The organism is Pyxidicoccus sp. M6, assembly GCF_055568925.1.
Map to the genome: position 1 here is coordinate 474,170 of NZ_CM145714.1, position 13,384 is coordinate 487,553.

Annotated in this window: 11 protein-coding genes; 6 read left to right on the top strand and 5 right to left on the bottom strand. The window is 71.0% G+C overall.

Annotated features, from left to right (window positions below):
- Window positions 1-51: 51 nt before the first annotated feature.
- The 4 genes from ACVTJA_RS01900 (at window position 52) to ACVTJA_RS01915 (ending at window position 4,830) form a co-directional block, all read left to right on the top strand.
- Entirely contained in the window at window positions 52-801 is a 750-nt protein-coding gene (locus ACVTJA_RS01900) for an ABC transporter ATP-binding protein (RefSeq protein ID WP_465833270.1), read from the top strand.
- Window positions 798-2,030: an ABC transporter permease gene (locus tag ACVTJA_RS01905; protein ID WP_465833272.1), complete on the top strand. Its 1,233-nt coding sequence runs from the start codon at window positions 798-800 to the stop codon at window positions 2,028-2,030. The genes ACVTJA_RS01900 and ACVTJA_RS01905 overlap by 4 nt, the downstream gene beginning before the upstream one ends.
- A complete protein-coding gene (locus ACVTJA_RS01910; protein ID WP_465840749.1) occupies window positions 2,030-3,334 on the top strand; it encodes a TolC family protein in 1,305 nt (434 codons plus the stop codon). The genes ACVTJA_RS01905 and ACVTJA_RS01910 overlap by 1 nt, the downstream gene beginning before the upstream one ends.
- A 137-nt stretch (window positions 3,335-3,471) precedes the next feature.
- On the top strand, window positions 3,472-4,830 hold the full coding sequence (locus tag ACVTJA_RS01915) for a TraB/GumN family protein (RefSeq protein WP_465833274.1): 1,359 nt from the start codon (window positions 3,472-3,474) through the stop codon (window positions 4,828-4,830).
- 33 nt (window positions 4,831-4,863) lie between these two features.
- On the opposite strand, the gene ACVTJA_RS01920 is transcribed toward ACVTJA_RS01915, so the two are convergent.
- Complete coding sequence (locus tag ACVTJA_RS01920) at window positions 4,864-5,442, bottom strand: DUF2378 family protein (protein ID WP_465833276.1); 579 nt, start codon at window positions 5,440-5,442, stop codon at window positions 4,864-4,866.
- 205 nt (window positions 5,443-5,647) lie between these two features.
- On the opposite strand from ACVTJA_RS01920, the gene ACVTJA_RS01925 reads away from it, so the two are divergent.
- The gene (locus tag ACVTJA_RS01925; RefSeq protein ID WP_465833278.1) at window positions 5,648-6,544 is read left to right on the top strand and encodes an alpha/beta hydrolase; all 897 of its coding nucleotides are present in this window, start codon (window positions 5,648-5,650) and stop codon (window positions 6,542-6,544) included.
- A 22-nt stretch (window positions 6,545-6,566) separates the two neighbouring features.
- On the opposite strand, the gene ACVTJA_RS01930 is transcribed toward ACVTJA_RS01925, so the two are convergent.
- From ACVTJA_RS01930 to ACVTJA_RS01945, 4 genes are all read right to left on the bottom strand, one after another.
- Window positions 6,567-7,841, bottom strand: a complete 1,275-nt coding sequence (locus ACVTJA_RS01930; RefSeq protein WP_465833279.1) for a serine/threonine protein kinase — start codon at window positions 7,839-7,841, stop codon at window positions 6,567-6,569.
- 134 nt (window positions 7,842-7,975) lie between these two features.
- Entirely contained in the window at window positions 7,976-9,793 is a 1,818-nt protein-coding gene (locus ACVTJA_RS01935; protein ID WP_465833281.1) for a serine/threonine protein kinase, read from the bottom strand.
- A gap of 11 nt (window positions 9,794-9,804) precedes the next feature.
- Window positions 9,805-10,725 carry a DUF2381 family protein gene (locus ACVTJA_RS01940; RefSeq protein WP_465833283.1) on the bottom strand — a complete coding sequence of 307 codons (921 nt, stop codon included), beginning with the start codon at window positions 10,723-10,725 and terminating at the stop codon, window positions 9,805-9,807.
- Window positions 10,726-10,816: 91 nt separating this feature from the next.
- Complete coding sequence (locus ACVTJA_RS01945) at window positions 10,817-12,478, bottom strand: methyl-accepting chemotaxis protein (protein WP_465833285.1); 1,662 nt, start codon at window positions 12,476-12,478, stop codon at window positions 10,817-10,819.
- Window positions 12,479-12,979: 501 nt separating this feature from the next.
- Between ACVTJA_RS01945 and ACVTJA_RS01950 the strand changes: the two genes are divergently transcribed.
- Window positions 12,980-13,354, top strand: coding sequence for a helix-turn-helix transcriptional regulator (locus tag ACVTJA_RS01950; protein WP_465833287.1), 375 nt, complete (start codon window positions 12,980-12,982; stop codon window positions 13,352-13,354).
- The last annotated feature ends 30 nt before the right edge of the window (window positions 13,355-13,384 follow it).

The following is a 13,384-nucleotide window of genomic DNA, read 5'->3' on the forward strand; positions in this document are numbered from 1 at the left end:
GAGGTGCAGAGCGCTTTCGAGGTGGTTCAGGGCGGCGAGGAGAAGAGGGACATGGATGCGGTACGTGAGGCTCCGCCAGTCGTCGAGCTGCGCGGGGTGAGCAAAATCTATCGGACGGGAGACGTGGAGGTGCGCGCCCTGCGCGGCGTGGACCTCACCGTCCAGCCGGCCGAGTTGGTCGCCATCATGGGGACGAGCGGCTCCGGCAAGTCCACGCTGATGAACATCCTCGGGTGCCTCGACAGGCCCACCGCGGGCGAGTACCTGCTGGAGGGGCGCAACGTGGCGCGGCTGGACAGGGACGGGCTGGCGCGCGTGCGCAACCGCACGCTGGGTTTCGTCTTCCAGAGCTTCAACCTGCTGGCGCGCACCACCGCGCTGGAGAACGTGGAGCTGCCGCTCTTGTACGCGGGCGTGCCCACGCGCGAGCGCCGTGAGCGCGCGAAGGCCGCGCTGGAGCGGGTGGGCCTGGGCGAGCGGTTGGAGCACCATCCGAAGCAACTCTCCGGCGGACAGCAGCAGCGCGTGGCCATCGCTCGCGCGCTGGTGGGCCGGCCGCGACTCATCCTCGCGGACGAGCCCACGGGCAACCTGGACTCGCGCACCAGCGTGGAGGTGATGGCGCTGTTCCAGGAATTGCAGCGCGAGGGACTCACGCTGGTGGTGGTGACGCACGAGCCGGACATCGCGGCGTACGCCGGCCGCGTGGTGGTGGTGCGCGACGGCCGCATCGTCGCGGACCGGCGGCAGGTGCCGCAGGCCGCGGTGCCGCTGCCCGAGGAAGAGGAGGCGCTGCCATGAATCTCCTCGAGACGCTTCGCCTCGCGGCGCGGGCGCTGTTGCGCAGCAAGACGCGCTCGGTGCTCACCGCGCTGGGCATCATCATCGGCGTGGGCGCCGTCATCGCCATGGTGGCCATCGGCGACGGCGCGCGCGCCAGCGTGCAGAAGGTCTTCGACTCCATGGGGACCAACCTGCTCATCATCCTGCCGGGCTCGTCCAACTCGGGCGGCGCGCGCGGCGGCTTCGGCAGTCAGCCCACGCTGACGTGGGACGACCTGGAGGCCATCCGCACGGAGTTGCGCTCCGTGCGCGCGGCGGCACCGGAGCTGCGCTCCAACACGCAGGTCTTCTCCGAGGACCAGAACTGGACCACCACCGTGGTGGGCACCACTCCGGACTTCTTCGAGGTGCGCAGCTGGACCATGGCGAAGGGCGCGGCCTTCACCGAGGCCGACAAGGAGGCGGGCGCGAAGGTCGTCGTCCTCGGCCAGACGGTGGTGGACAACCTCTACGGCGCGGGCGCCAACCCCGTGGGCCAGATGGTGCGCATCAACAAGACGCCCTTCACGGTGGTGGGCGTGACGGCGCGCAAGGGCCAGTCCCCCATGGGACAGGACTACGACAACACCGCCTTCATTCCCTCCACCAGCTTCCAGCGCTCGGTGCAGGCGCAGAGCCTGGGGGCGTTCATCCCCGGCGCCGTCTTCGTGCAGGCGGCCTCGTCCTCGCAGACGCAGCAGGCGCAGCAGGACGTGACGCAGCTCCTGCGCGAGCGGCACCGGCTGGCCGAAGGTGAGGCGGATGACTTCGACGTGCGCAGCCTCGCGGAGCTGGCCAGCGGTCAGCAGCAGAGCACGGAGACGCTGAGCCTGCTGCTGGCCTCCATCGCCGCGGTGTCTCTCGTCGTCGGCGGCATCGGCATCATGAACATCATGCTGGTGAGCGTCACCGAGCGGACGCGCGAGATTGGCGTGCGCGTGGCGCTGGGGGCCCGGCCTCGGGACATCCTCGCGCAGTTCCTGGTGGAGGCGCTGACGCTCTCCATGTTGGGCGGCCTGTTGGGCGCGGCGGCGGGCGTGGGCGTGGCGCAGGTGCTGGCCGCGCAGTTCCAGTGGCCCATGCTGGTGCGCCCGGACGTCGTCTTCCTCGCGCTGGGCTTCAGCGCGCTCGTGGGCGTGGGCTTCGGCCTGTACCCCGCGCGCAAGGCCAGCCTGTTGGACCCCATCGATGCACTGAGGTACGAGTGATGCGGACGTTGGCCATGGTGGTGGTGCTGGGGTGGTGCGCGGGCGCGCTCGCGGCGGAAGCCCCGAGGGTGCTCACGCTGGAGCAGGCGGAGGCCACGGCGCGCGAGCAGCAGCCGCAGCTCCGCTCCGCGCGGGCTGGCACGGAGGCGGCGCAGGCCCGGGTGGACCAGACGTTCTCCGGCTTCCTGCCGCAGTTGAGCGGCAATGCCAGCTACAACGTGGGGACGAACCGCGTCGGCACCGACGCCGGTACGGTGAGCAACGGCACGTCGAAGCGCTTCAGCGCGGGGCTCACCGCGAACCAGCTCCTCTACGACTTCGGACGTACATCGGGGCGGCTCACCGCGACGCGCCGCTCGGCGGAGGCGCAGGAGGCCACGCAGGCGCAGACGCTGGAGGATGTGCTGCTCGACGTTCGCACCGCGTACTTCGACGTGCTGACGCAGCGGGCGCTGCTGGACGTGGCGCGCGAGACGCTGGAGAGCGAGGAGAAGCGCCTGAAGCAGGTGCAGGCGGCGGTGGAGGTGGGGACGCGGCCGGAGATTGATCTACTCCAGCAGCGGACCGCGAAGGCCAACGCGCAGGTGAGCTTCATCCAGGCTCGCAACGCGGAGGCCACCGCGAAGGCCCGGCTCAATCAGGCCATGGGCGTGGAGGGTTCCACCGACTACGCGGTTGAAGACGTGGCGGTGGCGCCCGTGGACGGCGAGGACTCGGAGTCGGATGTGTTGGTGCAGCGGGCGCTCGCGGCGCGCGGTGACGTGAAGGCGCGCGAGCTGCAGGTGCGCGCGCAGGAGGCGCAGTTGGGTGCGACGAAGAGCGACTTCTGGCCCAGCCTCAGTGCCACGGCCGGTGCGACTGACTCGGGCACGGACCCGGTGGACGCGACGGTCAACGTGAGCGGCGGACTGACGCTGAGCTGGCCCATCTTCGAGGGAGGCCGCACGCGCGCGGAGGTGCGCGAGCAGCGAGCGCTGCTGCGGGACTCGCAGGCGCAGCAGGACGTGCTGCGGCAGCAGGTGCGGCTGGAGGTGGAGCAGGCGCGGCTGGCGGTGACGGCCTCGCGCGAGGCGCTATCCGCGGCGGAGGAGGCGGTGGTGAACGCGCGCGAGCGGCTGCGGCTGGCCGAGGGCCGCTACCAGGCCGGCGTGGGCAACATCATCGAGCTGAGCGACGCGCAGGTGCAGTACACCAACGCCGCCGCCCAGCGAGTGCAGGCGACCTACAACCTGGCCACCGCGCGCGCCACACTGGCCCGGGCCGTGGGGACGCAGCCGCAGACGGTGGTGGCCATGGCGCCGTGAGCGGATGCCTGCCACGTACGTGGTCACTGTCCGGGCCATGAGGGCACAGCCTCGGGGGGCATGGTACCCCGATTGGACAGGGCGATATGCAGGAGGTGTCCTCGCGTTAGGGGGAACGGTCCCTGCAAGGAGCCCCGATGTCCGTCCCTCGCCTCATCCTGGGCCTGTCCATCGCGGTGAGCCTGTCCGGCTGCGCGCATGACACCGCGGCCCGCACGGAGGCGGTGGTGGCCCGGCGGTTCGCCCAGGCGCTCCAGGTCTCCGTGGACATGGCGTTGGGCACCGCGGGCAAGGTCCTGGAGGAGAAGGGCTTCACCCTGGAGCCGGTGCGGGATTACGGGCAGCTCGCCACCGCGTGGAAGGAGACGGGCCCCACGCGCGAGCGCTATCTGGTGACGGCCATCTCCGCCGGAGCCGAGCGCTCCGTGGTGCGCATCTTCCGAATCACGGGCACGGGGAGCTCCTCGCGCGAGAGGGATTCGGAGCTGGAGCGCGAAGTCGCGGCTCGGGTGCGGGCCGGCCTTGCCTCCGGCGCGCTCCGTCCCGAGAAGGCGCTGCCTCCCTCCAGGCCGGTGCGCGACGAGGAGTTCTACCTCACGCGCTGGCAGGACGAGTCGAGCTGCCCACGCAAGGTGCGGAACATGGAGACGGTGGTGCGGCCGGGGCTGGTGATGCTCATCGGTGAGCAGCTCGGCTCGCGCGAGGCGCCCTCGGTGGTGGGGGACCTCGTGTGCCAGGTCGCCGAGCAGGGACTGGACGTGGCGCTGGGCCTGTCCATTCCGCGCGAGGAGCAGCCGCGCATCGACCGCTACCTCGCCAGCGCGGGCACGCCGGTGGACCAGGACCTGCTCCTGGAAGGCCACTTCTGGCGGCGGCCCTACCAGGACGGCCGCAGCAGCCGCGCGGTGTTCGACCTCATCGACCGGGTGCGCGGCATGCGGGAGCAGGGCCTGCGCGTGACGTTGGTGGCCTATGACACGAACGATGCAAGCTCCAGCGAGCGCGACGCCGCGCTCGCGGACGTCTGGCTGAAGCGCCACGCCGCGCGGCCCGAGGAGGTCCTCGTCGTGCTGGCCGGGAACACGCACGTGCGCACCGTCACCGGCGTGCCGTGGGACGAGGACTTCAAGCCCATGGCCCACCACCTCCAGTCGCTGCCGTCGCTGAAGGTGCTGGAGCTGGGCTACTCGCAGGGCTCGCGGTGGGGGTGCAGCCTGGACGCGCACAGCCGGCTCTACTGCCGCATCGTGGGCGCCTGGCCGGAGGCCCGCGTGGCGGACCACCCGGCGTTGAGCCCCTACGTGCGCTTCTACGAGACGCCCACGGAAGAGGGCTACCAGGGGTTTCTCTTCGTGGGCCGGCTGACGGCGTCGTTCCCCGCGCTGGAGCCGCTCGGGACGAAGCCGGCGCCCACGGGCACGCGGAGGCCGTCCGCGCCGCCCCCGCGCTTCGTCGAGCCTCCGCGCAAGCCGGCTTCGCGCACGCAGAGTCGCTAGCGCGTGGGCGGGTCTTCCACCGCGAGCGGGCCGCTACAGCATGACGTGGAAGGTGGTGGTGGCCCGCGCCGCGTCGTGGCGGAGCAGCTCCACCTTCGCGTTGGGCGAGCCTCCCTGCTGGAATGCGGTGGTGAGCAGGCCGCGGACGAAGTGCGGCGGCTCGGCGCGCACGCCCGGCGTGTGGGCGAACTCGGCCAGGGGCCGCACGAGGAGCTCCCAGCCGGTGTCCTCGCTTCGCGGCGTCACCACGGCGTCGAGGACGTTGTTGGTGGAGCGGATGTTGCGCGACATGCGCAGCAGCATCCGCTCCGCGCCCACCACCTTCGCGAAGTCGTGCAGCGCGGCGCCCACCTTCGACTGCCGGGAGCGCTCCAGGTAGCGCTGGCCCAGGACGAACTGGGCGACGTCGGTGCTCGCGAGCAGGCGGATGGCCTCCGGCCACACCGGGTACGGATAGGCGGCGTACAGGGGCCGGCGGGTGGAGATGCCCAGCCGCTCCAGCCCGGTGTGCATGCCGGGTGTCAACGGTCCCGCCGCCGCCAGCAGCGCCTCCAGTGCATGTCCGAACACCACCGGCTCACGACCCACGGGCTGCGCTGTCACCGTCTCCATCTGCCACCTCTCTCGACACGGGGGCGGGGGCGCCCGCTGCGAGATCATGGATAGCAATCGGCCTGTTTCAGTGCCTTGCCGCTGTATTTCGGGAGATGACGAAGGGCGCCCGAGTGTCTCGGTGGCGTCACATCGGCGCGTTGCCGGGGCGGCACTCTGTGCCATCGTGTGAGCAGCACGACATCTGAAGTGGAGGACACGCAAGGTGAGGACGCGGGCTGCAATCGTGGTGGGTGCGCTGGGACTGCTGACGGCCTGCGCGGGGGTAAGGGGTTCCACGGAAGCGCCCGCGAACGCGGAGGAGGGGAGGCCCATCGTCCTCGCGCGCTCGTACACGCTGGAGTCGCGCGTGCTGAAGGAGACCCGGCGCATCAACGTGTACGTGCCACCGGGCTACGCGGAGGGACAGACGCGCCTGCCGGTGCTGTACCTGCTCGACGGCGGTGAGAAGGAGGACTTCGCGCACATCGTGGGCCTCGCGCAGCTCGCGAGCCTCAGCCACACCATCCAGGAGATGATCGTGGTGGGCATCGAGGGCACGGACCGCAGGCGGGACTTCACCTTCCCGTCCCTGGAGCCCAATGACAGGAAGGGGCTGCCGACGAGCGGCGGCTCCGCGGCCTTCCGTGAGTTCCTCGCCCAGGAGCTGAAGCCGTGGGTGGAGGCGCGCTACCGCACGAGCGGCGAGTCCATCCTCATCGGCGAGTCCCTGGCGGGCCTCTTCATCGTGGAGACCTTCCTGCGCCAGCCCACGCTGTTCGACCGGTACATCGCCGTGAGCCCCAGCATGTGGTGGAGCAACCAGTCGCTCTCGAAGGAGTCCGCCGCGCTCCTGCGGAAGCATCCCGCCGGCTCGCGCGCGCTCTACCTGACCATGGGCAACGAGGGGTCCGAAATGCCGGAGATGCAGGAGGGCCTCGACGTCTTCGTCGCCGCCCTGAAGGCCCACGCGCCCACGGACCTGCAGTGGTACTACGAGCCCATGCCCGACGAGCAGCACAGCACCATCTTCCACCCGGCCGCGCTCCGGGCGCTGCGCAAGCTGCTCCCCGGGCCTCCGGAAGAGGCCACGCCCACTGCCCCTGCGCCTCCGGCTCCCTGAGTGGGTTTCTCATCACTCTCCATCAGGGAATTGGCGGGGCTGATGGCTTCCTGCGCTGCGTCCGCTTCGGGTGGGTTCCAGGCTTCGTGGTGACGTCATCCTGGAGGCGCAAGGGCGCATTCGCGGTGTCAATCTCGTCCGGGTGGCGTGTGTTCATGACGAGGGGGGTGATGCCGCCCTCGTCATCCGGCACATCCAACTCGTCGAGCTTGCCGCCCGCCTCCAGCATGGCCTCCTGCACCTCCTTCACCGCGTCGGCACCGCGGTACGGCTCGAGCTGCGCCAGTCGTGCGCGGAGGACGGCTTCCAGCTCGCTCGCCGTGGCGAAGCGCTCCTCGGGTCTGCGCCGCAGCAGCGTGTGCAGGATGTCGCGCAGAGGTGCGGAGAGCCCTTGCGTCGCGCGCTCCACGTCCCTCACGCGGTAGGACATGGCGCACAAGATGGCGTCCTCGGCGAAGGGCGGCAGCTCCACCCCCATGGCCGTCACCGACGCTTCGAGCACCTGCTCGCGCTGTGCGCGCGTCAGGCGCTTCTCCACGTCCTCGATGCGCACGTCACCCGGGTCGTACAGGTGCCGGCCATTGGCGAACTCCAGCAGGGTGAGGCCCAGGGAGAAGAGGTCTGCTCTGGCGTCCACCCCGTCGCCCAGCAGGGCTTCGGGCGCGGAATAGAGGACCTCACCGTGGAGGCGTGGCAGCGAGGTCGCCAGCCGCCCTGCCAGTCGCGAGAGGGCCACGCCGAAGTCCGTCAGCCGCACCCGGCCACTCGGGCTCACGCGGATGCGAGCCGGGTTGATGTCCCGGTTGACGATGCCCAGCGGTGCGCCCGCGTCATCCGTGAGCGTGTGCGCGTACGCCAGCGCCGCCGCGACCTCCGCTCCCACGTACAGGACAAAGGACTCCGAGAAATAGCGCCCGCGCGCCTGGGCCAATGCCAGCAGCGTGTCGAGCGTCAGCCCCTCCACGCTCTCCAGGACGACGCACAGGCCGTGGTCCATCTCGAAGAGGCCGTGCACGCGGGCGATGCCCGGGTGCTGGAGGTACCGGGCCAGCCGGACCTCTTCCTCCAGTCGCGCGCGGGCGTGCGGGTATTGGCGGAGGGCCTCGGCCCCCTCGGGCAGCGTCACGCACTTGAGCACCACCTGTGGCTGGAGCCCCTCCGGAGTGCGAGGACGGGCGACGAGGAGCCGCTCGCCATGGCGGCCCTTCCCCCGGTCGAAGAAGAACTCGTAGGCCGTGTCGCCCCGGGTGAAGAGGATGCCAGACGGGGTGGGTTGTGCTTCGGAGGGAGTGGCCATGGGAGGGGTCCTCAAAGACATACAAACCCTACCCGCCACCTCTCGCGGCGTGAACGACGTGACAGGTCGAAGATATGCAAATCTGATTCACCGGGGGTGAATCGATTTGCAAACAGGCTTTACGTGTGGAGGCGCTACGGCCAGCGCTTGACGGAGTAGGCGGGCCAAGTCCGGTTCAGCACCATCGCCCCTGGCTTGGAGCCGGGCTTTAAATATTCGGCGGGCACGTACCCATCCTCGCCCAGCACGAAGCAGACCGGGACGGTGCGGCCATCCGGGAGCCGGGCCTCCGTGTAGCGGCCCACGAGATCCTCGCCGTGTGTCCACAGATAGCCGGACATCAGCGTTCCCTCGGGAAGTTCGTCCCAGTCGCTTACCCGCACCACCCCCGTAACGGGGCCATCGCCGTAGACGCCATACTGCCCCCCTCCCCAGGGGCCGGGCTGCCGCCTGTCGAGGGTGAGCATCACGGATTTTCCCACCGGCATGCGCAGCCCGTCCTTCCGCTCCCGGTTGAACATGATGTCGCGTGCTTCAGCAGGGCAGTCCGCCGGCTCGGGACGGACCTGGGCGCCCGGGCAGCCGAGCTGGAGGGCCGCCACGACAGTCGCGCCCGCACAGGTCTTGAGTAGCTCTGCCCAGCGCAGCGGCGGCCAGCCTGTGCCGGGGGCCTGGGGCCTCGGCTTCCTGGCATTGGAATCAGCAGGGCGGAGCATGGGGGCGGGAGCACGCTTCACGGGAGGGCTTTCCTTCTGGGCTGGAGCGGGAGGGGGGAACGCTACCGTAGGGGACTGCATCTCGGTCGTGCGAGGCGAGGCGGGGGCCGGGCCGGCGTCTCGCGCGGCGGCAGGGGAGGGCGCTCTGGCGGGCAGCGTTGGGGTGACGGGAGGCGCGGGGCGCGTCATCAGGAAGGCACCCAGGATGGAGAGGACCACCACTCCGGCTACACCCCCGAGAAGCCGCCGCCGGGAGGCGCCCGGCGTGGCGGCTTCTCTTTCGGGACGACTTGTGTCTCCCAGGGGAAGTTGGGGCGTCGGCGGGTGCAGCGGCGACGTCCAGGCCTCACCCGTCTGGAGCAGGAGCGCTTCCAGCTCCCGGCGCATGACCTCGGCCGTGGCCGGGCGTTGTTCGGGCTGGCGTGCGATGAAGCGCAGGGTCAGGTCTCCCAGCACCGCGGGGACACGGGCGTTGACCTCATGCGGAGCGGGCGGCATCCACCGCCCCTCCACCATCACGCGCGGAGGCATGCGGGCTGGCTGTGCCGCCGTCAGCACGTCGTAGAGACACACGCCCAGCGCGTAAACGTCATCCGTGGCCTTGAATTCATAGCGCGCGCCGCGCTCGTCTCCGTGCTCGCGCAGGAACCGCGTGGCCTCCGGGGAGCGGTAGCGCCGGGTGCCCGGGGGCAGCGGCGTGTCCGTCAGCTCCGGCGCCCACGCGTATTTCCCTGCTCCGAGGTCGAGGACGACGGGCTCGCCGTTGGAGGCACACACCACGATGTTGCCCGGCTTCAGGTCGCGGTGGTGCACGCCCAGCCCGTGCATGTGCGCGAGCGCGAAGGCCAGCTTGGCGAAGAGGCGCACCACCTCCAGGGCCGTCGGGTGCATGCGCTCCACCCACTCCCCCAGCGTGTGGCCCTCCACGTAGTCCAGCACGACATAGAGCCAGCCCCGCTCGCTGTCCGGCCAGTGCCCGTATCCGTGCACCTGAACGATGTGAGGGTGCCCTCGCACCTGGATGAGGCAGACCACCTCTTGCATGAGGCGCTCGTGCGCCTTCTCCGCGTCTCCGCTGCCGGAGCGGTGCATGGCCAGCTTCATGGCGCAGCGCCGGCCATCCTTTTCGACAAGGTAGACGGCGCCGAAGCTGCCCGCGCCCAGCCGCCGCACCACGCGCCAGCCATCCACCAGGTCCCCCGGTTGCAGGTGCGCGGGGCTCATCGCGGTGAGCATGGCCGCGCTTCCTATAATACGAGGCGTGGGATGAGAAGGTTGGGGGCGCTCGCGACGCCACGCAGCTCCAGCAGGAGCGGCTGGCCGTCCGGCCAACCGGGTGCGCCGCTCTCCACCACCACGATGGCCGTCCGGCCCGGCTCAATCCGTGGCTCCTGCATGCGCACCGCGAGGACGGGGAGGTGCACGCCGTCCGCCACGCGAGAGAGCCGCGCCTCGACAGGGACCCAGGGCTCCGCGCCTGCGTTGCGCACCCGCAGCGCGATGGCGGTCCACCTGCTTGCCCGAAAGACAAGTGAATCCTCGGCGGTCAGCAGGCCATCGTCCTTTGCCTCAGAACCAAGGTTCCTTCGGGTCTGGACTCCCATTTCATCCAGCAGGCCCGCGAGAATCATCCCCGCCGGGCCGCTCGCGGCGGTCCGCGCCCGGAGCTCCTCCAGCTCCGCGTCCTTGGCGGCGCAGGCGGCGCGCACCTCGTCCAGCCCGGCCTGCACCGCGTCGGCGGTGCGGGGCAGGCGCGCGACCTCCACCTGGACGTCCACCTCGGAAGGGTGCGCGACGAGCACGAAGGCGCTCCGGGACGGGGCGAGCCCGTCCTCGAAGGGCACGGTCAGCAGCACGCGCTCGCCGGGCGCCAGCTCCCGCGCGGGCCTGAGCACGAGCGTGTGGCGGTTGACCTCGACCCGCGCGAAACGTCCCTCCGCGCCGTGGAGCGTCACCTCGTCGCGGTCCACGGGCGAGTCGAACTCCAGGGTGGTCAGGACGCCAGGCGCGACGTGCAGCTCCACCGGAGGGGCCGCGCTGCTCGCCGGGAGGGACACCTGGCGTCTCTTCAGCTCGCGTCCCCGCCCCGGGCCCGCGGGCTGGGCCAGGGCCCTCGTACCGAGGAAGGGTGCGAGCAGCAGGATGAGCCGACGAGGGACTGGGGACACGCGCGCACGACCTCCACGGGAGCGGCGCGCAACGTAGCAGGTAGCGCCGGGTTTTCCTCACCCTGCACATCCCCACCCGGAGCCTGGCGCTTCAGCCCCGGTTTCGCGTCCCTGCTTCCGACTCCCGCGCCGTGAAGCGCGCGGCCAGCTCCTTCAGCCGCGAGGCCCGCGCGCGCAAATCCTCCACGGAGCGGGCAATCTGCTCCACGCCGGACACCGACTCCGTCGAGCGCACCGAGAGCTGCTGAATCCGCCCGGCGATGCTCTCCCCGGACGCGGACTGGCGCGCGTTCTCCTCGGCCATCCGCTCCACGTGCTCGCCAATCTCGCGCACGCCGGCCACCAGGCGCGCGAGCGCGTCTCCCGCCGCCGAGGACAGGTCCAGCCCCTCGCGCACCTTCGCCGTGCCCTGCCGCATCAGGTCCGCCGCGGCCGCCGTGTCCGTCTCGTTCTGGCCGAGCAGCGTCTGCACCTGCTCCGCGGCATCGCGCGTGCGGTTCGCCAGCTTGCGCACCTCGCCCGCCACCACCGAGAAGCCCTTGCCGTACTGGCCCGCGCGCGCCGCTTCAATCGCCGTGTTCACGGCCAGCATCTGCGTCTCGTCCGCCACCTGCTGGATGAGCCGCAGCATGTCCCCCGTCACCCGCCCGGACGCCTGCAGCCGCGCCACCGTCTGCGCCGAGCGCTCCACCACCTCCACGATTTCCGCCATCTTCCGCGACGCGTGGCCCACCGCCGTGCCGCCCTCGCGCGCCACCTCGCCGTTGTCCGTCGCCCGCTCCGCCGCCGTGCGCGCCGCCTCCGCCCCCTGCGACACCCGCGCGCTCATCCCCTGCACCGCCTCCGCCGCGCGCCGCAGTGACTCCGACTGCTCCCGCGTGGTGTGCGACAGCGCGTCCGCCGACACGCGGATGCGCTCCGCGTCCGCCGCCGTCGCTCCCGCCGCCTCCACCAGCGCCGCCACCACCTCGCGCAGCCCCGTCACCATGCCGTTGAAGGCCTCCGTCAGCCGGCCCACCTCGTCCGCCGACGACACCTCCAGCCACACGTGCAATTCACCCCGGGACACCCGGTGCGCCGCGTCCGCCAGCGCCCGCACCGGCTTCACCACCCGCCGCGACACGTATGCGCCCGCCAGCAGGGCCAGCATCAGCGCGCCGCCCACCGCGACGAGGATGCGCTGGCGCACCTCCGCCACCTCGTGGTCGATGTCCTCCACGTACACGCCCGTGCCCAGCACCCACCCCCACGGCCTGAAGAGCTTCACGTAGCTCTCCTTGGGGATGGGGTCCGGAGAGCCCGGCCGCGTGGCCGCATATGCAATGGAGCCCTCGCCGTGGTCCTTCGCCAGCGTGACGATGTCCACGAACACCGCCCGGCCGCGCACGTCGCGGTAGCCCGTCAAATCCTTCCCCAGCATCTTCGGCAGGTGCGGGTGCATGACCAGCTTCGTGTCCAGGTCATTCACCCAGAAGTACTCCACCCCCGAGTAGCGCAGCCCCTGCAGCAGCGCCGCCGCCTGGGCCTGCGCCTCCCGCCTTGTCAGCGTGCCGGCGCGCTCGCGGGCCTCGTAGGACTCCAGGATGCCGGAGGCCGTCTCCACCGCCTGCCGCAGCCCGCGCACCCGGTCCTCGTGGAGCGTCGCCCGCAGTTGCGGCAGCACGTAGCCGAGGACGACGAGCAGCAGTGGGAGCGCCACCACGCCCATCGCCACGCAGAGCTTCACCAGCAGGCTTCGCCTTCCGAGGGACATCGACCCGCGAGCGTACCCCCTCCACCTCCGTCGCGCGCAGGCTCGGGGGCCCGCCTCCCTGGCTGGCTGCACCCGGGGTTCCTCCTCGAAGCCATGGCGCATACCTGGGGTGTGTGGCACCGGGCGGCGGGCCATGCCCTGCACGATGGCCCAGGGCCGGGTCACCGATGCCACCGGCGGCGCCCGCACCCGCGCACGCGTCCAACCCTGGGGGGAGGAACCGGTCGCAGGACTTGCCGGAACCGTAGGAAAGTCGCCGTCCAACGTTATAGGTCGCCAGCGTTCCCGCGCCTTTCGTCATGTCTCGGAGCCCCAGGCAGGCACCTCCTGAGAGGCATTCCGTCGAGGGAAGGACGCGCCCGCACGAGCATCCGAACCCCGAGAGTCCACCTCGTGGGCAGCAACCCTACGGGTGAACAATTTGAGGCTGACCCGGCAAGTTCTGTCTGTCTGCCTCCATACGTCCTATGCCAGCGGCCAAACGTTTCGGGTCGGTAAGGCATGGACAAGAAACTCGCAACCACCATCGGAGCAGCGGCCCGCGCCGCCCGGACGCGTCTGGAGCTCACGCAGGCCGACGTGGCCGAGCGCATCGATGTGGCCACCGAGGTGTATGGGCGCCTGGAGCGCGGCGGCATGCTGCCCAGCGTGCAGACGCTGCTGAAGCTGTGTCACGAGCTGCACGTGTCCGCGGACGAGCTGCTGGGCCTGGCCAACACCTCCCACGGCGCGTCCAATGTCTCGCGCGCCAGCGAGCCGCCGCCCTCTCCGCAGGAGCGGCCCGAGGTCAGGCGCCTGCTGCGCACCGTCCGCCAGTTGGACCCCTCGAAGGTGAAGCTGCTCGGCCTCGTCGCCAACGCGCTGGGGCGGCGCTGAAGCAAAGCGCCCTCGTGAGTCACTCCCCCC

Coding starts and splice junctions, on each gene's coding strand:
- ACVTJA_RS01905 (WP_465833272.1), top strand. CDS start 798: ATGAATCTCCTCGAGACGCTTCGCCTCGCGGCGCGGGCGCTGTTGCGC.
- ACVTJA_RS01900 (WP_465833270.1), top strand. CDS start 52: ATGGATGCGGTACGTGAGGCTCCGCCAGTCGTCGAGCTGCGCGGGGTG.
- ACVTJA_RS01920 (WP_465833276.1), bottom strand. CDS start 5,442: ATGGAGACGGTGACAGCGCAGCCCGTGGGTCGTGAGCCGGTGGTGTTC.
- ACVTJA_RS01950 (WP_465833287.1), top strand. CDS start 12,980: ATGGACAAGAAACTCGCAACCACCATCGGAGCAGCGGCCCGCGCCGCC.
- ACVTJA_RS01935 (WP_465833281.1), bottom strand. CDS start 9,793: ATGCTCACCGCGATGAGCCCCGCGCACCTGCAACCGGGGGACCTGGTG.
- ACVTJA_RS01910 (WP_465840749.1), top strand. CDS start 2,030: ATGCGGACGTTGGCCATGGTGGTGGTGCTGGGGTGGTGCGCGGGCGCG.
- ACVTJA_RS01945 (WP_465833285.1), bottom strand. CDS start 12,478: ATGTCCCTCGGAAGGCGAAGCCTGCTGGTGAAGCTCTGCGTGGCGATG.
- ACVTJA_RS01915 (WP_465833274.1), top strand. CDS start 3,472: ATGTCCGTCCCTCGCCTCATCCTGGGCCTGTCCATCGCGGTGAGCCTG.
- ACVTJA_RS01930 (WP_465833279.1), bottom strand. CDS start 7,841: ATGGCCACTCCCTCCGAAGCACAACCCACCCCGTCTGGCATCCTCTTC.